This is a genomic window from Escherichia sp. E14V7, assembly GCF_004212225.1.
Lineage (GTDB): Bacteria > Pseudomonadota > Gammaproteobacteria > Enterobacterales > Enterobacteriaceae > Escherichia.
Genome location: NZ_RHJJ01000012.1, coordinates 67,108 through 90,228, shown reverse-complemented (window position 1 = coordinate 90,228; position 23,121 = coordinate 67,108). Strand labels below are relative to the sequence as shown.

Here is a 23,121-nt window from a genome sequence, read left to right as displayed (position 1 = left end):
CAGCACCGGAGATAAATATTAGTGTTATATAGCGGATCCATTGCAACATGTTTTTCCCTGTGGGAATTTAATTCTAAAATAATGTCTAATATTGTATTCCAGATAACGCAGCAACTGCACACCAGAAGTGCTAAACATAGTCTTAAAGTTATAACAATGAGACTTTGCTCATTTTTAATTAGTCGTTAATCTAATAGAGAGGATATTATAATATTTATATTAGGAATATATGATGCGAAACCATATATTCCAGTGATATTAAGAAATGACAAATTCAATACGGGTTTTAGAAATTAAACCGTGACCATGCTGGCAGAAATAATCCACCGCACCACACGCTTTTAACACCTGTAACGGTTGGTGGCAGTCAGGGCAAAGTGCCTGGACGGTGAAATCTTTGTCGCAAGTTACGCAGTGAGCCGTCTCGCCTTGACGTTCGAGAGGGTTTTGGCAGACTGGGCAGCTGAGTTCCATAAATGATCCTCATATTTTCATGGGTTTCCCTTTCCATATGGAAAGGGAAACCAGATAAGTAATTACTTACTTTTCTTGATATGCTTCATCAGGCGCTTACGCTTGCGCATCTGGGTCGGCGTCAGGGTGTTACGCTTGTTCGCATATGGGTTTTCCCCTTCTTTGAACTGAATACGAATCGGCGTCCCCATCACATCCAGAGACTTGCGGAAATAGTTCATCAGATAACGCTTGTAGGAATCCGGCAGGTCTTTCACCTGGTTACCGTGAATCACCACAATCGGCGGGTTATAACCACCAGCGTGGGCATATTTCAGCTTCACGCGACGCCCGCGAACCAGCGGCGGCTGGTGATCTTCAACAGCCATGGTCATGATTCGTGTCAGCATAGACGTACCCACGCGACGGGTAGAGCTGTCATACGCTTCACGCACTGATTCAAAGAGGTTACCAACACCACTGCCGTGCAATGCAGAAATAAAGTGCACGCGAGCAAAATCGATAAAGCCCAGACGGAAGTCCAGCGTCTCTTTCACCTGCTCTTTCACTTCCTGGCTCAGGCCATCCCACTTGTTCACCACAATCACAAGTGAGCGCCCACTATTGAGAATAAAGCCCAGCAGGGAGAGATCCTGATCGGAAATACCTTCGCGTGCATCAATGACCAGCATCACCACGTTGGCATCTTCAATTGCCTGCAACGTTTTGATTACTGAGAACTTCTCTACCGCATCGGTGATTTTGCCGCGTTTACGTACGCCTGCGGTGTCAATGAGTACATACTCACGTCCGTCACGTTCCATTGGAATGTAGATACTGTCACGCGTTGTGCCTGGCATGTCGTAAACCACAACGCGTTCTTCACCGAGAATACGGTTAGTGAGCGTAGACTTACCGACGTTCGGACGCCCCACAATCGCCAGTTTGATCGGCAGACTTTGAGGATCGAAGTCGTCTTCCTCTTCCTCTTCGCCGTTCTCTTGCGCTTCAAATTGCGCCCAGTATTCTGCGTCTTCGTCCACTTCTTCTTGCGGCGCGAGATCTTCCATCCACGGCAGAAGGACGTGCTCCAGCAGGCTTAATACGCCACGACCATGAGACGCGGCAATTGGGTAGATTTCGCCTAAACCGAGCGAATAGAAATCAACAACTGCCTGGTCTGGATCTAAACCATCAGTTTTGTTTGCCACCAGGAAGGTAGGTTTTTCTCGGGAGCGCAGGTGCTTGGCAATAGCTTCATCTGCCGGCATCAGGCCAGCACGCGCATCAACCATAAACAGTACAACGTCTGCTTCTTCAATCGCCAGCAGCGACTGTTCCGCCATGCGGGTTTCAACACCGTCTTCCGTACCGTCAATACCGCCGGTATCAATACAGATAAACTCGCGGCCTTCAATTTCTGCACGACCGTACTTACGGTCACGAGTCAGACCCGGGAAATCCGCAACCAGCGCATCTCGGGTGCGAGTTAGACGGTTAAATAACGTGGATTTTCCTACGTTAGGGCGCCCGACAAGCGCGACCACAGGTACCATGTTTAAAGCCTCATTTTTATAAATCATCAGACAACGATCGCTTTTTTTGCGTCGTTGTTAAAAACAGGAAAACGGCCCCTGTCCAGGAGCCGTTTTCAAAGTGAACGACAGAGACGATTAACGTGTAATGGAGTACACGGTCCCGTCTTTTGCCTGGATCAGCAGTTTGCCATCAGCGGCAACCGGGTCAGTCTGGAAACCGGAGCTATCAACTTTTTGTTGGGCAACGAAACGTCCATCTTCCACATTAATCCAGTGCAGATAGCCTTCACTGTCACCCACCACCAGGTTGCCATTATACAGCACCGGAGAAGTCAGCAGGCGATGCAACAGATCGCTTTGCGTCCACAGCGTAACGCCGCCATCAATGGTCAACGCCATCACCCGGTCATTTTGATCGACCAGATAGATACGGTTACCGTCGACGATGAAATCATTCACCGAACCCAGTTCGCGTTTCCACATAATCTGACCGCTGCGCAGATCAAGCGCCGTCAGGTTACCATTATAGGCCAGTGCAAAAACAACGCCGTTAATGATTACCGGAGTTGTGTCAACATCGCTCAGACGGTCGATTTCAGTCGAGCCGGTCGCCTGGGAGATACGCTGTTGCCAAATCATCTGGCCCTGTTGCATCAGTACTGCACTGACGCGGCCATTATCACCACCAACGACTGCTGCGCCAAACGCTGTGGCTGGCGCAGATTCGCCACGCAAAGAGAGCGAAGGCATATCAAGGTTAACTGTCCATTTAACAGCACCGTCTGCTTCGTTCAGCGCTTGCAACTGACCATTACTGGTGTGGATAAGTACCAGACCATCGCTAACCACTGGGCGAGAAAGTGCTTCACCCGCGACTTTAGTTTGCCATGCTACAGTACCATCACTGGTATTCAGCGCGTAAACCTGCGCCTTTTCGCTGCCAATGTAAACATGACCACCTGCTACGGTCACGCCGCCAGAAAGCAATGCCGGCTCTTTAGACAACCAGCCATCTTTCTCGGCCAGACTGACAGACCAGATTTCTTTGCCGTCATCCGCATTCATCGCTTTTACTAAACCAGCGCGATCCGCTGCATAGACAACGTTGTCCGCCAGTGCCGGATGAAGATTAGAATAGAAGTTGCCAATACCGCTACCAACAGAGGTGCTCCACGCCGTGGTCGGCGTAAACTGGTTTTCAACGGTCGGCAATGGGGACATCTTTACCACATCTTCTTCGCTGTTAAACAGCGAACAGCCGCTTAAAAGAGTAACGGAAAGCAGTCCTGGCAGCAGTAATTTACGCAATTGCATCGGGTCCCTCTCAGATGGACAAATTATTAATTTTCATCTGCATCATTTCGCTCAGTGCCGGGGTAGCATCGCTTTTCACGCCTGCTTCCCATGCACTACGCGCACCTTGCTTATCACCTTTGCTCAGCAATGCTTCACCACGCAGGTCGGCAACAATGGCAGCCCACCCTTCACCTTTAATGGTTTCAAGGGTTTTCAGCGCGGCATCAGCCTGCTTGAGCTGCACCTGAACTCGGGCAAGACGCAGATTTATCACGGCTTTGAGATTTTCATCGCTCGTGTCCGCCAACCCTTGTTGCAATTGGGCGGCAGCTTTCTCTAGTTCATTTTTGTCAACAAATTGCTGCGCAAGTTCCAAAGAAGCCAGCGCGCCATAAGTATTTTTATTTTCAGCAGCGAATTTTTCCGCCGCCGGAATGCTGTCTGGTTTGCCTTCGCTAACTGCGGTAACCGCATTGTGATAGGCAAGAGAAGTGGAGCGTGCGGAATCAACCTGATGGCTGTTCCAGTAGCGCCAGCCAATCAGTGCGCCAACGCCCAAAATCACCCCAACAGCCAGTGCTTTGCCATTTTCAGCAAAAAAGCGTTTAACCGCTTCAACCTGGTCGTTTTCGTTCTCGTAAATTTCCACGCTGTCCTTCTCCTTCCTTAACCCAGTAACGTGCGCAAATGCGCGGCTACGCTATCCTGCGCAACTGCCGTTTGCTCACCAGAGCGCAAATCCTTCACTACTGCCGTGCCGTTGGCCACTTCGGACTCACCCAGCACCACAGCAACGCGTGCGCCCCATTTATCAGCACGGGCAAACTGTTTCTTAAAGTTGCCGCCGCCGTGGTTGGTCATCAATTTCACACCCGGTAATTCATCACGCAGACACTCAGCTAATGCCAGCGCCGCAGATTGTGTATCGGTGCCTGAAGCCACCAGGTATATATCGACAACGGGATCGGCTTTAAATTCCGGATTAACTGCCTGAACTAACAATACAAGACGTTCGAGGCCCATCGCAAAACCTACTGCCGGTGTTGCACGGCCACCCAGCTGTTCCACCAGACCGTCATAACGACCGCCTGCGCACACGGTTCCCTGGGAACCGAGGCTGTTAGTCACCCATTCGAAAACGGTACGATTGTAGTAATCCAGACCACGCACCAAACGCTGGTTGACGGTGTAGGCAATACCTGCGCTCTCCAGCAGTTTGCACAGACCAGCAAAATGCTCGCGAGACTCCTCGTCAAGATAATCGCCTAACGCCGGAGCGTCATTGAGTAACGCCTGCACTTCCGGATTTTTGGAATCCAGCACGCGCAGCGGGTTGGTGTACATGCGGCGTTTGCAGTCTTCGTCCAGCTTTTCTTTATGCTGTTCGAGGAATGCCACCAGTGCATCGCGGTAGTTCGCTCGCGCTTCCAGTGAACCGATTGAGTTCAGCTCGAGGGTAACGTGTTCAGAGATACCCAGCGCACGCCACCAGCGGGCGGTGAGCATGATCAGTTCGGCGTCAATATCCGGCCCCTGCAGACCGAAGACTTCACAACCTAGCTGATGGAATTGACGATAACGGCCTTTTTGCGGACGCTCATGGCGGAACATCGGCCCGATATACCACAGACGCTGTTCCTGATTGTACAGAAGACCATGCTCGATGCCGGCGCGTACACAGCCCGCCGTCCCTTCAGGGCGCAAAGTCAGGCTGTCGCCATTGCGATCCTCAAAGGTGTACATCTCTTTTTCAACCACGTCGGTGACTTCACCAATCGCACGTTTGAATAGCGGGGTCTGCTCTACAATCGGCAAGCGGATTTCACTGTAACCGTAGCTGCCGAGCACGTTTTTCAGTGTGCCTTCAATGCGCTGCCAAATGGCAGTTTCGCCAGGCAGGTAATCGTTCATGCCGCGAATGGCTTGAATGTTTTTTGCCACGTTTATTCTCTTTCTGAATATAAAAATGAACCCTCAACGCTTCCGTCAATGTTTCGGGAGCTATGCGGGTTCAATCATACACGGGAAGCGAGGCGCTTCCCATCACGTTATTATTTTTCAACCTGCTGAACGTCAATTCGACGCGCTTCGTCCAGCTGACTGGCTTTCGCACGAATACGCGCTTCCAGCTGATCGATCATGTCATTGTTGTCCAGACGGTCTTTGCGCACGCCATCTTCATAAAGGCCGCTTTTCTTGTTACCGCCCGTGACGCCGAGTGTAGAAACCAGTGCCTCACCAGGGCCATTCACCACGCAACCAATGATCGAAACGTCCATCGGGGTAATGATATCTTCCAGACGCTGCTCAAGTGCGTTAACCGTACCAATGACGTCAAACTCCTGACGAGAACAGGTCGGGCAGGCGATGAAGTTGATCCCGCGCGAACGGATTCGCAGCGATTTAAGGATATCGAAACCGACTTTGATCTCTTCAACCGGATCGGCAGCCAGCGAAACGCGCAGCGTGTCACCAATACCTTCAGACAGCAACAGACCTAAACCGATGGCAGATTTCACCGCCCCACTGCGTGCGCCGCCAGCTTCGGTGATCCCAAGATGCAGCGGCTGATCGATCTGTTTTGCCAGCAGACGATACGATTCTACTGCCAGGAAAACGTCTGACGCTTTGACACTGACTTTAAACTGATCGAAGTTAAGACGATCAAGATGATCAACATGACGCATGGCAGACTCAAGCAACGCCTGCGGCGTCGGTTCGCCATACTTTTCTTGCAGATCTTTTTCCAGCGATCCGGCGTTAACGCCAATACGGATCGGAATGTTTTTATCGCGCGCACAGTCAACCACCATGCGAATACGCTCTTCATTACCGATATTGCCTGGGTTAATGCGCAGACAATCGACGCCGTATTCCGCCACTTTCAGCGCAATGCGATAGTCAAAGTGGATGTCGGCCACCAGCGGTACGTTAACCTGCTGTTTGATGAGTTTGAACGCTTCTGCCGCGTCCATCGTCGGTACTGAAACACGGACGATATCGGCACCAACACGTTCCAGCGCCTTGATTTGATTGACCGTCGCTTCGACGTCCGTCGTGCGCGTATTAGTCATGGACTGTACGGCGATGGGAGCTCCATCGCCAATCGGCACATTCCCAACGTAAATACGTGTTGATTTTCTACGTTGAATTGGAGCCTGGTTATGCATGCAAAATCTCCCGCGTTACCCGTCTGTTACTGCGCCGGTGATTGTTCGGCATTTAGGGTCAGACGCGCAACCTGGTTAGTTCTGATAAAACGACTCAGATCGACAGGTTTCCCTTGATACTGGATCTGTACTGCGGCTGGCGCACCAATTTTCAGTTTGTACGGCGCCTGACCGGCTAAATTCAAGTTACCGCCTTTACGCTGCATCCCGCTGAACAGTTTTTTGCCGGTAGAATCGGTGACTTCCAGCCAGCAATCGGCAGTAAAGTTCATGACCAGCGCATTCGGGTCAGCCGCTGGTGTTGTTACACCAGCCTGATCGGTTGGCAGTGGTGCAGCAGCATCTGGCGTCGTTGCAGTTGGCGCGGTCGTAGCAGCGGTATCCACATTCGCCTGCGAAGGCGGAACAACTGCGTTCTGCTGTGGTTCAACGGCAGGTGCTGGGGTGGTCACGTCTGACGTTTGCGTGTTTGCAGCGGTAGTATCCGCAGGTGCTGACGTCGTGGTGGAGTCACTCTGACTAGCATTTGAGGAGGTATCTAACGGCACGCTCTGCGCCTGGTCGCTATTACCGTTCAGTTCCGCTGTGGTCTGATCGGCCATAGTCGTGATCTCTTCCTGCTGGGCTTTGTGATCTTGCCACCACCAGGCACCGCTCAGTCCAATCACCACGAATAACACCAGCCAGGTGAAGGTCATCAGCCAGCCATCGCGTTTTTTACGTCGCTTGCCGAGAGAGAAACTCTGCATGGGCGCAACTTTTGCGGCCCGTAACGGAGCCTGTTTTTCCAGCCCCGGCAGCAGTTCTTCTTCCGGAATATGCACCAGTCGTGCATAAGACCGGATATACCCGCGCAGGAATGTTGATGCAAGGTCGGCTGGCGCCTTATCCTCTTCAATATCGCGTACCGTGGAAACCTTCAGACAAAGTCGTTCGGCAACGGCTTGCTGGCTAAGTCCAAGTTGTTCGCGGGCATTACGCAAGCGAGCGCCGGTAGTAAGTGCTTCATTTTGGTCGTGCGTGGCTTCAGTATTCATTCGCTGCAGGTACGTTTAAATGAGAATTGAGATGCCGGTGAGTCATCATACTCACCCACACCGCGAGACATCCATTAAGTTAACCTTTATCATACAGTATAAGACTGTCTGTGTGCTCATGACAAAGCCCACATGAATCAAAGCTAACTCACTGTTGCATCGTTACATACTGCCTTAAAGTCAGCAAAAACGCACCGTTAATATTGATCAGACAATTGCAACTTAATGCTATATTCATAAAAGATTACGCCACGGTACAAAAAGTAACCGTGGCGCAAGAGACATCAAACCGTTTTCACGTCGATGGCTTCTCCCTGCATCCGTTTGCGCAGGGTACGTTTAGTACGGTCGATAACCTCGCCCGCTAATTGCCCGCAGGCTGCATCGATATCATCCCCACGCGTTTTACGCACGATGGTTGTGAACCCATAGCTCATCAACACTTTTGAGAAGCGATCGATACGACTGTTCGAACTGCGGCCATACGGCGCGCCCGGGAACGGGTTCCACGGAATCAGGTTGATCTTACACGGCGTATCTTTCAGCAGCTCCGCCAGTTGATGCGCGTGCTCAGTACCGTCGTTAACATGGTCAAGCATCACGTATTCAATGGTGACGCGGCCCTGATTGGCATTGGACTTTTCCAGATAACGGCGCACCGCAGCGAGGAAAGTTTCGATATTGTACTTTTTGTTGATCGGTACAATTTCGTCACGAATTTCGTCGTTCGGCGCATGCAGAGAGATTGCCAGCGCAACGTCAATCATATCGCCCAGTTTATCCAGTGCCGGAACAACACCCGATGTAGAGAGCGTCACGCGACGTTTAGACAAGCCAAAGCCAAAGTCGTCGAGCATGATTTCCATCGCCGGAACGACATTGTTCAGGTTGAGCAGCGGCTCGCCCATGCCCATCATCACTACGTTAGTGATCGGACGCTGACCGGTGACTTTTGCTGCGCCGACGATTTTCGCCGCACGCCACACCTGGCCGATAATTTCCGACACCCGCAGGTTACGGTTGAAACCTTGCTGGGCAGTGGAACAGAATTTACACTCCAGCGCACAGCCAACCTGCGAGGAGACGCAAAGTGTGGCGCGGTCGTCTTCCGGAATGTACACCGTTTCTACGCGCTGATCGCCCACGGCAATTGCCCATTTAATGGTGCCGTCAGATGAACGCTGTTCTTCAACCACTTCCGGTGCGCGGATCTCCGCCACCTCTTTCAGTTTGCCGCGCAACACTTTGTTGATGTCGGTCATCTCATCAAAGTTGTCGCAGCAATAGTGATACATCCACTTCATCACCTGATCGGCGCGGAAGGGTTTTTCACCTAAATCTTTAAAAAACTCCCGCATCTGCTGACGGTTGAGATCCAGCAGGTTGATTTTTCCATCTTTCGTGGTGACGTTTTCAGGTGTGACTAATTGTTCAGACATATGCTATTCCGGCCTCGTTATTACACGTTATGGCCCCTGGAGGGTTGAAAAAAGAAACGCCCCGGTGAGCTACTGCTCGTCCGGGGGCGCTGCATTGTACAAATTCTGGCGCATGGATGCCACGTTTGCACGCGGCATTTACGAAAATATTAACGTGTGCGCGGACACACTTCGCCTTCACCGAAGAAGAAGGCGATTTCGCGAGCGGCAGATTCGACGGAATCAGAACCGTGGGTACCGTTTTCGGTCAGGCTGTCAGCGTAATCAGCGCGCAGAGTACCGGCCAGTGCGTTTGCCGGATTGGTCGCGCCCAGCAGATCGCGGTGACGCTGAACGGCGTTTTCACCTTCCAGTACGGAAACCACGATCGGGCCAGAGGTCATGAACTCAACCAGACCATCAAAGAACGGTTTTCCATCGTGTTCAGCATAAAAGCCACGAGCCTGTTCAACGGTCAGGTGCAGCATTTTGGTGCCGACAATTTTGAATCCAGCAGCTTCAAAGCGCGCAAAGATATTACCAATAACGTTTTTTGCTACCGCATTCGGTTTGATGATGGAAAAAGTACGTTCAATAGCCATTTTTACCTCTGTAAATTATTCTGTTGTTGTCTGTACCAGCGTACGAGATGGCGCGGATTATAATGAGCTACAGGGCCGTTGACTATTGATGAAGGTAACATTTTTTTAAAATAAACCGAGTTTAAGCAACAAAATCTGACAAAACAGACTACTGCATGGCAAATCTCACCGTCGCGACCTGTCCCATTTCATCCATCACCAGTAACTGATAATCACCTTTTTCACTCAAACGCAACGTAATGTTACGCCCACGTTCAGTTAACGGCGCACCATTAAGAAACCACCATCGTCCACCTGCGCCACCCGTGGTTTGCACAGGCAAAGAAGCATCAGCAGTGCCAGGTAAACGTTTAATAATCGCGCCATCGCGAACGCCTGTCAGCTGCAGCGGGAGCTGGGCATCGTGACCGTACGGCGGGCAACTTGTTGATGCCGATGGCAGGCGTGCGGCGCGGCGCTCCGATGCGGGCAGCCAGGGTTCCAGCGGTAGCGGCCAGACATTTATCATTTCTTGTCGCGCCTGAGGGCAATCAGCGGCAACACGTTTGCCGTTTTCATCCAGCCAGATGGGGAAACGAATGCCATTAATGCCTTCCTGCTCCGGTAGTAATAGCGTTGGCGGCTGGCTCCCGTCCAGCAGCCAGGTTGCCAGGCGGCGGCGACAGTTACCGTCACCTTCCGGCAAAGACTGTCCGCCAGGCCAGCAGATAACGCCACGGCTTACGGAGTCAGGACGCGGGTCTTCCGGCAGATTCGCACTGCGCGACAGTAAGATATTATTGACCTGATTCAACAGCGGTACGGCGCTGGCAAAACCAAACTGACCGACAACGGGCGTGCCGTCCGGCCTGCCGGTCCAGATACCGATCACATAGCGAGCGTTTATCCCTATTGCCCATGCATCGCGATAGCCATAACTGGTTCCTGTTTTCCACGCCAGTGGTACGACGCGTGGCAAGGCACCATCCGGAAGCGGCTGCGCTTCATCTGCCATAATACGGCGGATAATCCACGCAGCCCCCGGCGACATTAACGGTCGCTCAAGTAATGGGTCACCCGGCTGTAAGCGCAACTTACCCGCCTTACCGTGGCGAGCAAACGCGGTATACGTTGCGGCCATATCTTCCAGTTTTGCACCAGCGCCGCCGAGAATGAGCGAAAGATTGGGCGCAGCACCGTTGGGCAAATACAACGGCAATCCAACATTGCGTAATTTTGCCGCAAACCGTTTCGGGCCATAGGCTTCCAGCACCTGCACAGCAGGTAAGTTCAGCGAGCGCACCAGCGCCTCGCTCATGCTGATCGGGCCATGAAAACCGCTGTCAAAGTTACCGGGTCGATAATCACCGGTGCGTCGGGGGACGTCTTGCAACAGCGATGCCGGGTGGATCAAACCTTCATCCAGAGCCAGACCATAAACAAATGGTTTGAGCACCGATCCTGGCGATCGGATCGCATTAACCATATCAACATGACCAAAGCGTGAATCATCGTTGAGATCGACCGATCCTACCCAGCCGCGAACACGCATATCGGTATGATCAACCACGATCATTGCCAGTGAGCTGCGCGCCGGCAATCGTCCTTTCCAGTTTTGCGCCAGTTCTTCCAGACGTCGTTGAAGACCTGCATCCAGCGTAGTAACGATTTTGTCGCTTTTACTTTTACCGAGCATCATGCGCGAAAACAACGGTGCCAGTTGCGGCATTTGTCGGGGGGCCAGCCAGATGGGCTCTTCACTAGATTCTTTTACCTGCTCACGGGACCACACACCTTGCGCAGCCATCCGTTTGAGCACTTTATTACGTGCGGCCTCGGCACGTTCCGGCCAGCGATCCGGGCGCAGTCGGCTGGGCGCTTGCGGTAACACCGCCAACATTGCTGCCTCGGAATAGCTCAAATTTGCAGGCGATTTCCCGAGATAAGCCCAGCTTGCCGCACCGATCCCCTGTAACGTACCGCCAAACGGGGCGCGGTTAAGATACAAGGTCAGAATTTCACGTTTAGACAGGTGCCATTCCAGTTGAAATGCGCGCCAGAGTTGGCGAATTTTACCGCCAAAGGTTTTCGAATGTGGATCAAGCAGGCGAGCTACCTGCATAGTGAGCGTACTGCCGCCGGAGATAACCCGACCAGAAGTAAGATCCTGCCAGGCAGCACGAGCCACCGAGAATGGGTTCACGCCTGGATGCTTCCAGAACCAGCGATCTTCGTAATTGATCAGTGCTTCGAGATAACGCGGAGAAACATCTTCGATGGTTACCGGATAACGCCAGATGCCATCAGCATCGGCAAAGCGCCAGAGCGGCGTCCCATCCTGCGCCACGACGACGCGTGCGGGGTTAACTTCATGTAGCGGCAGAGGCCATAGTTTATCTGCCCCCCACGCCGCCAGAATGATAATAAAGGGCATGACTGCCAGCGTTATCCAGCAGCCACGTTTGGTTAACAGACGAGGCATTTACGGTCTGATAATCAGCAAATCTTCAGTAGCGCCAGTCGCCCGCCATTGGGGAACATACATTGATTCCACCATCGGTTGCGGAACCTGATACGTTCCCGGCGTTACCGCCCGCGCCAGATACACCAGCGTTACCGGCTGATATTCATCAACAGCAACCGCCGCCACAATGCGATCGTCCCGGAACTCAATATGCTTAATGTTCGCTTGTTGCATTTGATTGAGTAGGTTTTGCACTTCGCTGCCACTTTGCTCCAGGCTGGCGCTGCCGTTAGCCAGGTTCTGGTTTTCCAGTTCCAGGCCCGCTGGCAGTAAATCAACGACCAAAGCATCCGGCACGCTGTCACTGGCTTTTACCTGCAACCAGACCAGCACCAGATCGCCGCTACGCAACGAGTCCAGAGACTTACTCTTACCGTCAGTACCAAGAATATGACGCTCAATTTGCAGCACATTGCTCGCTGGTTGTGGTGCGGATTGCGGATAACCGCTGGCATCCACACGCAGCCATAACGGCTGGTCACCACGGTTGGTCACCTGCAAGGTGGCAAGTTGATCGCTATTCAGATTGCTGTTTTGCGCTTTCTCGCCTGTCAGCGGCTCAGTTGAGAAAGAGGTTTGCGCCTGCCATTTACCCGGTAAATCCTGAATCGTACGGGCAGCCAGGAACAGCGCGTTACTTTCCTGGGTCGAGAGCCAACGTTCGCCAAATGCCTGCTGCGAAAGCGTGTTCAGCAAAGTGTTCTGCTCATCGGGTAGCAGTTTATTTTCTTCCAGCAAGGAGAGCATTAACGCGTTGTCGCGCAGTGGGCTACCGTAATCACCCAGCCATTTCCGTTCATCGTTACGCGGCGTTTTCAGCGCCAGCGCAATCGCTTCTTCACCACGCGTCGCATCACCCATGGTTTTCAGCGCAACGCCAAGTTGCAGCAGCGGTAAGCCAGAAGCCGCATCTGCACGACGTTCCCAGATTTCGCGTAGCGCACCCAGCGGTGCTTTTTGCTGCCGTGCCAGCACCAGTGCAGCGTAAGACTGAACGGCAAACTTACTGGCTTTAAGATTATCAGCGTACGGAATCGACATCATGCCCGGATCTTGTAAATAGCGCAGCAGACGCTCGTTTCCACGATTAATGGCTTCTGTCGGCACGCTGTAACCCTGTTCACCTGCGCGGACAAGGAAATCCATCACGTAGGCGGTCAGCCAGTACTCTTCATCACCGTTTTTATCCCACAGGGCAAAGCCGCCGTTATCACGTTGCATTTGCAGCAAACGCGAAATGCCAATATCGACTGCCGCACGGCGTTTATCATCGCTGTCGCCTTTTATCCCCAACGCCTGTAGCTGGGCAGCGTTGGTATAAAGTGACGGGAACAGGCCGCTGGTGGTTTGCTCCAGACAGCCGTACGGATACGCTTTTAACTCTTTGATATAACGTGCGATGTTCAGCGGTGGTTTGCCGTTCAACAACAACTGCCCTTCCAGCGTAACAGGAGAGAAGTTTTGCAACCCATCAGCCGGGAGCGCCCATGTCTCACCAGGCTGCAACGCCGTACCGTAATTAACCGTTTGTGCCGGGAATGCCGGACGGACGCCGATTTTCCACTGCTTATGCTGATCGGCAACGGTTTCACCTGGTAACGCTAACCCGCTAATGGTGGCCTGAATTTCACCATCGCCAAACCCCGTCAGAGCACGCACCGGGATAAACAGCGTGGTTCGCACACCTGGCGCTAATTCAATTGGTGCGGGGGAATTACTCACCAGTTCAAGCAAGCCACTGGCGGTCAGAGCAACGTTAAGTTTTTGCGGTTTGTCGGTAAGATTAGTGATGTCCAGCGTCAGACGTGAGGTGTCGCCGCTAGCCATAAAGCGCGGCATGTTCAGTTCCGCTATCACGGGTGCGGCAACAACCACTTTGCTTTCGTTGCTGCCGAAATCATCTGCCGTCCATGCTTGCGCCATGACGCGCAATTCACCGTTAAAATCGCCAATCGGCAATGTAACCGTGCCTTCGCCCTGTTCGTTGAGCGTTACCGGCAGCGCCTGTTGCGCGACAATATTGACGTGATTTACTGGCGGTTTGCCACCGCGTTTCAGTTCATCACCATCGCCACCAAAACGCAGTGCAGCCAGACGCCCCTGACCTTCAATAACCTGACCGTAAATATCGTAAATGTCTGCGCCATAGCGTTTCTGACCAAAGAACGCCTGCCACGGATCTGGCGTGACGTAGTCAGTAATATTCAGCACACCACTATCAACGGCAGACACCAGCACATTCACCTGTTTAGGCTTCTCTCCATTTTTAGTGCTGGCTTTAATTTTCACGGTTAATGGTTGATTGGGACGCATTTTTGCTGGTGTTTCCAGCGCCAGATCGAGGCGACGGTTTTCATCACCAAGCGGCAAATGCAACACACCAACTGCGCGTTTTGGCGTCGCGGAGCGAGATTTATCACCAGGACGCACCACCAGCGTACTTAAATACAGATCATGACGATTCCAGGTTTTATCGACCGGAATCGTCAGATCCAGCCCTTGAGCCGGAACATCAATCTCTTGCCACCACAGCGGCCCTTCACTGGACTCGACCATCGCATAACCTTTACCCGCCGTTGGCGCGGCGATATGCAACTTAATGGTGTCGCCCGGGCGATAACTGGCTTTATCCAGTTTCAGCGTGACACGGTCCGGACGCACTGCGCCGCTACCGTCGCTATTGTCCTGCCAGCTATATCCGGCCCAAAAACGCACGCTACTGACCGCTTCATTCGGCGCTTTGACTTCCAGACGATAAGCGCCCCACTCTACCGGAAAACTGACCTTGCCGGTTTCGTCCGCTTTCAGATCCAGCGTTTGCTCATTTTCGATCAGATCTTTTTGATCGAACTGTGACTTCCAGCCTTCATCTTCCGACCAGTTCCAGTAGTAATCGCGACGTTCGCGAATCAGTCGCACCTGCAAGCCCGACACTGCTTTTTTCACGCCCTGCGCATCGCTATAAACGATATCAAAAACAGCGTTACTGTCTTCATCAACAATGGGCTGTTTTACCATGCTGTCAGTACGATAATCGTAAACTGATTTTGAAGAGAACTGCGGACGGATCCCCGGCAATGCATCGGCTGGCCAGATAGCCTGCTCAGCACGGCGCGTCACGGGGCGACCGCCCGATTCCAGCAAACTCCCCTGGAAAATAACCTGCAATGGGGAATGTACTTCCTTCCATTGGCTTTCAGTGGAAACTTCGCCGCGTCCTTTATCATCCAGCGTCAGCTGGACTTCATCCAGCGAGCGAGAAAGGTTTTCGGCAGCAATATCGCCAAATTCGAAACCAGGCAATGCAGAAACCGCTTCACGCAGCGGCCGCAAGAAAAGCTGTCCCTGCAAGGTATTGCCATTAGCGGGCGCACCGTACAGGTAGTACCCCACCACGGAGAATTTCACTTCGTCTTTTGGTGTTAATGGCGTTTTCTCGCCGGTCAGATTCAGCGCCATGCGCTCCGGCATAAAATCTTCGACGTGGAAATCCCACATCCGATACTGGTTATCCCCAGTGTTGGCTCGGATATGCCACATTCCGGTTGCCGCAGTGCTATCCAGCGGCCAGGTAAAGTGGTAGAGGCCATTTTCCGGCTGGCTAACAACACTACGCAGTACCTGCCCGTCAGGTTTAATCACGTCCAGTTTGATGGGTTGATCCGGCAGAGCTTTACCGTCTGCATCACGCAGTAAGCCGTTGAGGATGACCGTTTCGCCAGGGCGATAAAGATCGCGCGGGCCAAACATAAAGAACTGTTTGCTGTAGCCTGGCGCGCCAGCAATGTTAAATTCCGCTAAGTCCAGTGCCGGTAGTTTTAAATCGAGCAGCGTTGTTTGACCGTCTTTACGCGCCAACAGTAGCGCCGCGTTTTTATCATTTTCCAACTGCACATGGCCCTGTGAATCACTGGTCGCCTGAGTCAGAGTCTGCCCTTTCTCATTTAATAGCGAGACTTCAATTCCTTGCTGGGCCGCGCCGTTTTCCAGGCTTTGAGTAAAGATATCCAGACGATTGTGATAACGGTGGGCCGATACGCCGATATCACTTAACGTAAATAGCGTGGCTGGATTACTGTAATCGTAATGTCCGGCCTGATTCATTACAGCCAGATACACGCCCGCCTGCTGAAGCGGCTTGATATCGCCCAGCGGCAGCAATAATTTTTCGCGGGTGTTACGCGCAGGATTGAGATCAAACCGCCCGGTATAGACCAGGTCCGCCATCTCCAACAGTTTATCTGATTGCCAGTTCGCCAGCGTGTTACGGTATTCCCACTGGCTAATGAAAGCTGGCAGCGATTCCGGCTTAACACGGAAGAAGTTAACATCGACATTGTTAACGTTGAGCGCCATTACCGGCAGTCCTTCCACGACTTTTCCGGGTAGCAGCGAACCACGGCTGGCAAAGCCGACGCTGGGTTGGATATCGCGGGTGGTGATGGTTTTTTCGTAATCTTTACTGAAGGTTGCGTTATTGAGTGCCTTAACTTCCTTGCCAATAGTGACGATCAAATCACGTTTCGGTTCGAGGTGGCGTAAACGCAGTTCTTTGAGATTATCTGACAACTCCCAGGCGCCATCCACTTTGCCGCTCTTTTTATCGACGACATGAATAACACGCGAGAAGTCCTGATCCGGGTCGAGGGGGACAGAGAAAGTCAGTACCAGCGTGGCTGCGCCATCGAGCTGTACCTCAGAGAGATCCAGCAATGTCAGTGCCTTACCCGCACTCTGTTGTGCCAGTTTTTGTCGCGCCGGCGAGGAGAGTTTCGCAGAAGTCGCATTTGTCGAAGATGACTCTTTAGCAACTTCAGAAGACGTATCTTTTTTCACTACAGTTGGCGCGTTATCGTTGTTGTCGCACCCTGCCAGCGCCAGCATCAACATACAGGCGGCTAAGCGTAACTTTTTCATCTCTCATCCCTGCCACAATGGCCCGTTAGCAACGTCGAATGATTATTATGCGTGAGAAATGACGTTATGTAATTCACTATCACATCTACAAAATCCGAATTTTAGTGAGAAATGTGGCTCAGGCAGCCAAATCAGCCTCTTTTGCTTGTTGCTTTTCGGCAAACATCCGACAATTTAACTTAACCCCGGCAAAAATGGAGATGCCTATGTCCACGACATGGTTTGTAGGAGCCGACTGGCTCGCCGAACATATTGATGACCCGGAAATTCAGATTATTGATGCTCGTATGGCGCCGCCCGGGCAGGAAGAGCGTAACGTTGCTCAGGAGTATCTGAACGGTCATATCCCCGGTGCAGTTTTTTTCGATATCGAAGCTCTTTCTGATCATACATCCCCCCTTCCGCACATGCTGCCTCGCCCGGAAACGTTCGCCGTCGCGATGCGTGAACTGGGCGTTAATCATGACAAGCATCTGATTGTCTATGATGAAGGAAACCTATTTTCTGCGCCGCGCGCGTGGTGGATGCTGCGCACTTTTGGTGTGGAGAAAGTGTCAATCCTTGGCGGTGGCTTAGCGGGCTGGCAACGTGATGATCTGCTGTTAGAAGAAGGTGCAGTGGAACTGCCGGAAGGAGAGTTTAACGTCGCGTTTACCCCGGAAGCCGTGGTGAAAGTGACCGATGTGTTATTGGCAAGTCATGAAAAAACGGCACAAATTATCGATGCCCGCCCGGCTGCGCGTTTTAACGCGGAAGTTGATGAACCTCGCGCAGGTTTACGTCGCGGACATATTCCCGGCGCGCTGAATGTTCCGTGGACAGAACTGGTGCGCGAAGGCGAACTGAAAACGACCGATGAACTGGATGCGATATTTTTTGGTCGCGGCGTCAGCTATGACAAACCAATTATTGTCAGCTGCGGCTCTGGTGTAACGGCAGCCGTGGTTTTGTTGGCACTCGCAACGCTGGATGTGCCAAATGTGAAATTATACGACGGGGCGTGGAGTGAATGGGGCGCACGGGCAGATTTACCGGTTGAGCCAATGAAATAAGCTTTTTACAGGCAATAAAAAACCGCCGACTTTGGCGGTTTTTTATTGCTGGTCTGGTTCGCGGCCTTTCCAGCAGGTTGACTTGTGTTGCATGAACAACGCAGGTGCTTCACAGCAGAGCAATACTCGCCAGTAACTCTCTTTTTGTCAAGCCAAAGAGAGTAATTTTTGTTCAGCCAGTGTATTATCCACTATGGCCCTTTCCGCCGTCTCGCAAACGGGCGCTGGCTTAAGGAAAGGATGTTCCATGGCCGTAAATGCAGGTGTTTCACAGCGCTTGCTATCGCGGCAATATCGCCAGTGGTGCTGTCGTGATGCGGTCTTCGTATGGACCGCACAATGAAGATACGGTGCTTCTGTATCGTACTTATTGTTTCTGGTGCGCTGTTTTCCGAAGTAAATAATAACCGGAGTCTCTCCGGTAACAATTTACTGGTGGTTAACAACCTTCAGAGCAGCAAGTAAGCCCGAATGCCGCCCTTTGGGCGGCATATTTTATATTATCCGATTCTGTTTAAAGTCACGCAAAAAACCACCCCAGCGACGTTCATAGAATGGCGCAATATGTTCGGTAATAAAGTGGCTAATTCCTTTTTCCCCTTTTTTTACCTGGCAAATATCTATCGGTTCATCGCCAGGTAATGTATCGGTTGCTACACTTCCCGCCGCCTGAATAATTTCTTCGATATCGCCATCGGCTTCAATGCCAATAAGTAAATTAGGCTGTGCCTCTTCGCTCTCTTTAATTGAACAAATAAAAGCACGCTTCACTGGCTTAATGGTTTTAAATAAGGTGGTGAGTGAATCAATCATTTGTACTGGTGGCTCTGCGACTTCCGATAATATCAGCGATTCGCCACCTTCCAGTACTTCCTGACTGCTCAGCGGATTCCCTTCTTCACCAATCAGCAAACTGATTTCACGCGGCATAAATTCTTTACCGGTTGGCAGTTTGGCATTAAGGAAGAGCGTTTCGCCAAGGGTCATCTCAAACAATGTGCGAACGGGCATTACGACAAATGCCTGTTCGTCTTCAACCGCCTGTTGAAGTGCTTCTAACGAGGTGAAAAAAGGAATGACGCTGGTGCCGTCTTCTTTTTCCCAGTGCTGTAAATCAAGCGCGCTATCTTCAACCACAGCCTCGCCCTGCGCCGCCGTACCAGGTACCCAGACGGTGGATTCCAGTAGAGTACGGAAAAAGGCCGGGCGGTGCGCCGGTTCGGTTGCTGCTTTTTCCAGCAGGTCTTCAAGTTCGTTTTTTGTTTCGGACATAAGAACCACAATTCATTCAACGTTCGGGGCACAAGTGCCTGATGCGCTACGCTTATCAGGCCTACAAGGGATTCGCAATTTGTTGAATTTGCACAATTTGTAGGCCGAATAAAGCGCTTACGCCGTTAACAGATTAGCAATCGTGCGCACACCCAGCCCGGTCGCGCCCGCAGACCACTGTTCAACCGGCGCTTTACGGTAAGTCGCCGAGCAGTCGATATGCAGCCAGCCTTGCTGATAGTTCTCAACAAAATGCGACAGGAAGCCCGCCGCCGTACTTGCACCTGCCGGATAAGCAGCACTGCCCGTGTTGTTCAGTTCGGCAAAGTTAGACGGCAGCTGGTTGCGGTGGAACTCCGCCAGCGGCAGACGCCAGAACGGTTCGTTCTCCTGCGCGGCACTCGCCAGTAAGCGACCGGCCAGCGCATCGTCAAAACTGAACAGCGCGTGATAATCATTACCCAGCGCGGTTTTCGCCGCCCCGGTGAGGGTCGCCGCATCAATGATCAGTTCCGGTTTCTGCGCACTGGCATCAATCAGGCCATCGGCCAGCACCAGACGCCCTTCGGCATCAGTGTTCATCACTTCGACTTTTTTACCGTTGCGATAGGTGATGATATCGCCCAGCTTGAACGCATTGCCGCTGATCAGGTTATCCGCACAGCAGAGGAACAGCTTCACGCGCTTGTTCAATCCGCGAGTAATGGCAAATGCCAGCGCCCCGGTAACCGTTGCCGCACCGCCCATGTCCGACTTCATCGAGTCCATAAACGCGGTCTGTTTGATGCTGTAGCCGCCGGAATCAAAGGTGATGCCTTTACCAACCAGGCACGCGTACACCGGCGCTTCTTTATCGCCAGTCGGGTTGTAATCCAGCGCCAGCAATACCGGAGAACGTTCTGAACCGCGTCCGACGGTGTGCAGCCCCATATAACCTTGCTCACGCAGATCTTCGCCTTTGGTGATCCGATAAGTCACACGATCGCCTGCGACGTTGCTGATCAGATCAACAGCACGCTGTGCCAGTTGCGATGGCCCCAGCTCTTCCGCCGGTGCGTTGATGGTGTCACGCACCCAGTCGATGATCATCAGGCGGTTATCCAGTTCCTGACGCTGGGCATCGTCCAGATCCGGCCACTCCACTTTACGCGTGCCTTTCGGGGCTTTGTAACCTTGCCAGAATGCCCAGCAGCGATCCGCATCCCAGCCTTCACCGCTTAGCTGAACATGTTTGATGCCCAGACCGTCAATCTTGCGCGCCGCACGCTGGATCAGCCCCAGATCGTCCGCTCCATTCAAATGCAGGGTAATGCCATCATTATTAATGCTGTAAGTCGCTTTTTCTCCCCAGCGCGCGTCGGCAGGTTGGGTAGAGAGGGTAATTTTCATCGCTTCTGTCATTTTAGTTATCCTTATTCGTTTAACAGCAAAACGGGCTACCCCAGGCAGCCCGTTTATTCATTCGGCTTCGTCCAGCCAGACTAACAAAATCGCTTCGAGGATTTTCTCGTTGGATGCCTGCGGATCGTCGTCGAAATCTTCCAGATCGCAAATCCACTGATGCATATCGGTGAATCGAACCGTTTTCGGATCAAGATCGGGATACGCATCGTACAGTGCTTCGCCAATTTCGCGGCTATCGGTCCACTTAAGTCCCATACTAACCTCTGTTAATGCTCACGCGCATGGTTGATAGTGTAACGCGGGATTTCGACCACTAAATCTTCGTCGGTGACGCGCGCCTGGCAGCTTAAACGGCTTTCCGGCTCCAGCCCCCAGGCTTTGTCCAGCATGTCGTCTTCCTGCTCTGAGCTTTCCGGCAGTGAGTCAAAACCTTCACGAACGATGCAGTGGCAGGTGGTGCAAGCACAGGATTTTTCACAGGCGTGTTCAATCTCGATACCGTTACGCAGAGCTGCGTCGAGAATGGTTTCACCGCTATTAGCTTCCAGAACAGCGCCATCAGGACAGAGATCCTGATGAGGCAAAATAACAATCTTTGGCATATTAAACCTCGTCCACGGAATGGCCTTTCAGCGCACGACGAACCGACAGGTCCATGCGGCGAGCGGCGAAATCCTGGGTTTGTTTGTCTACGTTTTTAATCGCTTGTTCGATGGCGTCAACATTATCGCCCTGCGCCACTTCACTCAGGTGAGCGGCAGCATCGTCAATAACCTGACGCTCTGCGGCGCTTAACAGCGCGGCATCAGCAGCCAGCGCGCCGTGCAGACTTTCCAGCACACGCGCCGCTTCTACTTTTTGTTCTGCCAGCATACGGGCTTTTACGTCCTGCTCGGCATAGCTCATTGAGTCTTTGATCATCGAAGCGATTTCGCTATCAGTCAGACCGTAAGAAGGTTTGACCTGAATAGATGCCTCAACGCCGGTGGATTTCTCCATCGCCGTCACGCTCAAAAGACCGTCGGCATCGACCTGGAACGTCACGCGAATATGCGCACCGCCAGCCGGTAGCGCCGGAATACCACGCAGCGCAAAACGCGCCAGCGAGCGGCAGTCCTGCACCAGTTCGCGCTCACCCTGCATTACATGGATAGACATCGCCGTCTGACCATCTTTAAAGGTGGTGAAATCCTGGGCGCGGGCCACCGGAATCGTGGTATTACGCGGGATCACTTTCTCCACCAGGCCGCCCATGGTTTCGAGGCCCAGCGACAGCGGGATCACATCCAGTAACAGCATTTCGCTGTCCGGTTTGTTACCCACCAAAATATCCGCCTGAATCGCCGCGCCAATAGCGACGACTTTATCCGGGTCGATGGAAGTCAGCGGTGGACGACCGAAAAACTCGCCCACTCGTTCACGCACCAGCGGCACGCGAGTAGAACCGCCAACCATCACCACTTCCAGCACTTCATCAGCTTCTACACCCGCGTCTTTCAGCGCGCGACGACAAGCCAGTAAGGTTCGTTTTACCAGTGGCGCGATCAGTTCATTGAATTGTTCACGGCTGATTTCGCCCTGCCAGCCCGCAACGTTAACGGTCACGGAGTCCGCATCGCTCAGCGCGATTTTGGCCGCAATGGCGGCATCCAGCAGTTCACGCTGAACGCGGTTATCGCTACGATCAGGAATGCCCGCCTGCTCGCGAATGTAATCCGCCAGCAGATGGTCGAAATCATCGCCACCGAGCGCGGAATCACCGCCGGTCGCCAGCACTTCAAACACACCGCGACTTAAGCGCAGAATGGAAATATCAAACGTCCCGCCGCCGAGGTCATAAACAGCGATCACGCCTTCCTGGCCGGAATCCAGCCCGTAGGCGATAGCCGCAGCGGTCGGTTCGTTAAGTAAGCGCAGAACATGCAACCCCGCCAGACGTGCCGCGTCTTTGGTGCCCTGACGCTGGGCATCGTCAAAGTACGCCGGAACGGTGATAACGACACCATCCAGCTCGCCTGCCAGGGCTTCAGTTGCCCGCGCCGCCAGTGCTTTGAGGATGTCCGCAGAAACGCGCACCGGGTTCAGCAGCCCCGCCGCCGTTTCAATCATCGGCAGGCCGTTTTCGCTGGCCTGGAATTGATAAGGCAGATGCGGATAGCGTTGCTGGATATCAGCCAGCGAGCGCCCCATCAGGCGTTTAACAGAACTAATGGTGTTGGCGGTATCGAGCGCTGCATTAGTACGCGCGTCATAACCCACCGAATGCCCTTGCTGTTGATAGTGAACAACAGACGGCAGCAGGTGACGGCCTTCATGGTCGGCTAACGTTTCGGCCTGACCGCTGCGCACTGTCGCCACCAGCGAGTTGGTTGTGCCCAGGTCAATACCGGCCGCCAGACGACGCTGATGCGGCGCAGCACTCAAACCAGGTTCACTAATTTGTAATAAGGCCATGTTTA

18 protein-coding genes are annotated in these 23,121 nt (G+C 52.7%); 2 read left to right on the top strand and 16 right to left on the bottom strand.

Features of this window, described 5'->3' with window-relative positions; translation table 11 throughout:
* Positions 1 to 258: 258 nt before the first annotated feature.
* The 11 genes from D9741_RS14015 to yfhM all read right to left on the bottom strand — a co-directional run bounded on the left by D9741_RS14015 (position 259) and on the right by yfhM (position 16,934).
* Positions 259 to 474 carry a zinc ribbon domain-containing protein gene (locus tag D9741_RS14015; protein ID WP_130214607.1) on the bottom strand — a complete coding sequence of 72 codons (216 nt, stop codon included), beginning with the start codon at positions 472 to 474 and terminating at the stop codon, positions 259 to 261.
* 62 nt (positions 475 to 536) lie between these two features.
* On the bottom strand, positions 537 to 2,009 hold the full coding sequence (gene der / locus D9741_RS14010) for a ribosome biogenesis GTPase Der (protein WP_032281443.1): 1,473 nt from the start codon (positions 2,007 to 2,009) through the stop codon (positions 537 to 539).
* 117 nt (positions 2,010 to 2,126) lie between these two features.
* Positions 2,127 to 3,305 (bottom strand): outer membrane protein assembly factor BamB, encoded by a 1,179-nt coding sequence (gene bamB, locus D9741_RS14005; RefSeq protein ID WP_130214609.1) that lies wholly within the window; start codon positions 3,303 to 3,305, stop codon positions 2,127 to 2,129.
* Between the two features lie 10 nt (positions 3,306 to 3,315).
* On the bottom strand, positions 3,316 to 3,936 hold the full coding sequence (gene yfgM / locus D9741_RS14000) for an ancillary SecYEG translocon subunit YfgM (protein WP_130214611.1): 621 nt from the start codon (positions 3,934 to 3,936) through the stop codon (positions 3,316 to 3,318).
* A 17-nt stretch (positions 3,937 to 3,953) separates the two neighbouring features.
* On the bottom strand, positions 3,954 to 5,228 hold the full coding sequence (gene hisS, locus D9741_RS13995) for a histidine--tRNA ligase (RefSeq protein ID WP_130214613.1): 1,275 nt from the start codon (positions 5,226 to 5,228) through the stop codon (positions 3,954 to 3,956).
* 110 nt (positions 5,229 to 5,338) lie between these two features.
* Positions 5,339 to 6,457, bottom strand: a complete 1,119-nt coding sequence (gene ispG, locus D9741_RS13990) for a flavodoxin-dependent (E)-4-hydroxy-3-methylbut-2-enyl-diphosphate synthase (RefSeq protein WP_000551807.1) — start codon at positions 6,455 to 6,457, stop codon at positions 5,339 to 5,341.
* Between the two features lie 26 nt (positions 6,458 to 6,483).
* A complete protein-coding gene (gene rodZ / locus D9741_RS13985; RefSeq protein ID WP_130214615.1) occupies positions 6,484 to 7,494 on the bottom strand; it encodes a cytoskeleton protein RodZ in 1,011 nt (336 codons plus the stop codon).
* A gap of 284 nt (positions 7,495 to 7,778) precedes the next feature.
* Positions 7,779 to 8,933, bottom strand: a complete 1,155-nt coding sequence (locus D9741_RS13980; protein WP_130207500.1) for a bifunctional tRNA (adenosine(37)-C2)-methyltransferase TrmG/ribosomal RNA large subunit methyltransferase RlmN — start codon at positions 8,931 to 8,933, stop codon at positions 7,779 to 7,781.
* Positions 8,934 to 9,082: 149 nt separating this feature from the next.
* On the bottom strand, positions 9,083 to 9,514 hold the full coding sequence (gene ndk / locus D9741_RS13975; protein ID WP_000963835.1) for a nucleoside-diphosphate kinase: 432 nt from the start codon (positions 9,512 to 9,514) through the stop codon (positions 9,083 to 9,085).
* 148 nt (positions 9,515 to 9,662) lie between these two features.
* Positions 9,663 to 11,975, bottom strand: coding sequence for a peptidoglycan glycosyltransferase PbpC (gene pbpC / locus D9741_RS13970; RefSeq protein ID WP_130214617.1), 2,313 nt, complete (start codon positions 11,973 to 11,975; stop codon positions 9,663 to 9,665).
* On the bottom strand, positions 11,976 to 16,934 hold the full coding sequence (yfhM, locus tag D9741_RS13965; RefSeq protein WP_130214619.1) for an alpha2-macroglobulin: 4,959 nt from the start codon (positions 16,932 to 16,934) through the stop codon (positions 11,976 to 11,978). It abuts the gene before it with no gap.
* Between the two features lie 206 nt (positions 16,935 to 17,140).
* Here yfhM and sseA point away from each other — a divergent pair, with 206 nt between their 5' ends.
* Together sseA and timP are read left to right on the top strand one after the other, a co-directional pair.
* Entirely contained in the window at positions 17,141 to 17,986 is an 846-nt protein-coding gene (gene sseA / locus D9741_RS13960) for a 3-mercaptopyruvate sulfurtransferase (protein ID WP_130214621.1), read from the top strand.
* Positions 17,987 to 18,325: 339 nt separating this feature from the next.
* Positions 18,326 to 18,451, top strand: coding sequence for a small toxic inner membrane protein TimP (gene timP / locus D9741_RS23785; protein ID WP_276319951.1), 126 nt, complete (start codon positions 18,326 to 18,328; stop codon positions 18,449 to 18,451).
* Between the two features lie 30 nt (positions 18,452 to 18,481).
* Here timP and sseB read toward each other — a convergent pair whose 3' ends face one another.
* The 5 genes from sseB to hscA all read right to left on the bottom strand — a co-directional run bounded on the left by sseB (position 18,482) and on the right by hscA (position 23,116).
* Complete coding sequence (gene sseB, locus D9741_RS13955; protein ID WP_130214623.1) at positions 18,482 to 19,258, bottom strand: enhanced serine sensitivity protein SseB; 777 nt, start codon at positions 19,256 to 19,258, stop codon at positions 18,482 to 18,484.
* 117 nt (positions 19,259 to 19,375) lie between these two features.
* Positions 19,376 to 20,659, bottom strand: a complete 1,284-nt coding sequence (pepB, locus tag D9741_RS13950; RefSeq protein WP_085456461.1) for an aminopeptidase PepB — start codon at positions 20,657 to 20,659, stop codon at positions 19,376 to 19,378.
* A 57-nt stretch (positions 20,660 to 20,716) separates the two neighbouring features.
* A complete protein-coding gene (gene iscX / locus D9741_RS13945; RefSeq protein WP_000523616.1) occupies positions 20,717 to 20,917 on the bottom strand; it encodes a Fe-S cluster assembly protein IscX in 201 nt (66 codons plus the stop codon).
* An 11-nt stretch (positions 20,918 to 20,928) separates the two neighbouring features.
* On the bottom strand, positions 20,929 to 21,264 hold the full coding sequence (gene fdx, locus D9741_RS13940; RefSeq protein WP_001124469.1) for an ISC system 2Fe-2S type ferredoxin: 336 nt from the start codon (positions 21,262 to 21,264) through the stop codon (positions 20,929 to 20,931).
* Between the two features lies 1 nt (position 21,265).
* Positions 21,266 to 23,116 carry a Fe-S protein assembly chaperone HscA gene (hscA, locus tag D9741_RS13935; protein WP_130214625.1) on the bottom strand — a complete coding sequence of 617 codons (1,851 nt, stop codon included), beginning with the start codon at positions 23,114 to 23,116 and terminating at the stop codon, positions 21,266 to 21,268.
* Between the last annotated feature and the right edge of the window lie 5 nt (positions 23,117 to 23,121).

What these genes read in the sequence shown, in the direction of transcription:
- D9741_RS14015 (WP_130214607.1), bottom strand. Translation starts at nt 474, where the DNA reads ATGGAACTCAGCTGCCCAGTCTGCCAAAACCCTCTCGAACGTCAAGGC.
- der (WP_032281443.1), bottom strand. Translation starts at nt 2,009, where the DNA reads ATGGTACCTGTGGTCGCGCTTGTCGGGCGCCCTAACGTAGGAAAATCC.
- bamB (WP_130214609.1), bottom strand. Translation starts at nt 3,305, where the DNA reads ATGCAATTGCGTAAATTACTGCTGCCAGGACTGCTTTCCGTTACTCTT.
- ispG (WP_000551807.1), bottom strand. Translation starts at nt 6,457, where the DNA reads ATGCATAACCAGGCTCCAATTCAACGTAGAAAATCAACACGTATTTAC.
- rodZ (WP_130214615.1), bottom strand. Translation starts at nt 7,494, where the DNA reads ATGAATACTGAAGCCACGCACGACCAAAATGAAGCACTTACTACCGGC.
- D9741_RS13980 (WP_130207500.1), bottom strand. Translation starts at nt 8,933, where the DNA reads ATGTCTGAACAATTAGTCACACCTGAAAACGTCACCACGAAAGATGGA.
- ndk (WP_000963835.1), bottom strand. Translation starts at nt 9,514, where the DNA reads ATGGCTATTGAACGTACTTTTTCCATCATCAAACCGAATGCGGTAGCA.
- pbpC (WP_130214617.1), bottom strand. Translation starts at nt 11,975, where the DNA reads ATGCCTCGTCTGTTAACCAAACGTGGCTGCTGGATAACGCTGGCAGTC.
- yfhM (WP_130214619.1), bottom strand. Translation starts at nt 16,934, where the DNA reads ATGAAAAAGTTACGCTTAGCCGCCTGTATGTTGATGCTGGCGCTGGCA.
- sseA (WP_130214621.1), top strand. Translation starts at nt 17,141, where the DNA reads ATGTCCACGACATGGTTTGTAGGAGCCGACTGGCTCGCCGAACATATT.
- timP (WP_276319951.1), top strand. Translation starts at nt 18,326, where the DNA reads ATGAAGATACGGTGCTTCTGTATCGTACTTATTGTTTCTGGTGCGCTG.
- sseB (WP_130214623.1), bottom strand. Translation starts at nt 19,258, where the DNA reads ATGTCCGAAACAAAAAACGAACTTGAAGACCTGCTGGAAAAAGCAGCA.
- pepB (WP_085456461.1), bottom strand. Translation starts at nt 20,659, where the DNA reads ATGACAGAAGCGATGAAAATTACCCTCTCTACCCAACCTGCCGACGCG.
- iscX (WP_000523616.1), bottom strand. Translation starts at nt 20,917, where the DNA reads ATGGGACTTAAGTGGACCGATAGCCGCGAAATTGGCGAAGCACTGTAC.
- fdx (WP_001124469.1), bottom strand. Translation starts at nt 21,264, where the DNA reads ATGCCAAAGATTGTTATTTTGCCTCATCAGGATCTCTGTCCTGATGGC.
- hscA (WP_130214625.1), bottom strand. Translation starts at nt 23,116, where the DNA reads ATGGCCTTATTACAAATTAGTGAACCTGGTTTGAGTGCTGCGCCGCAT.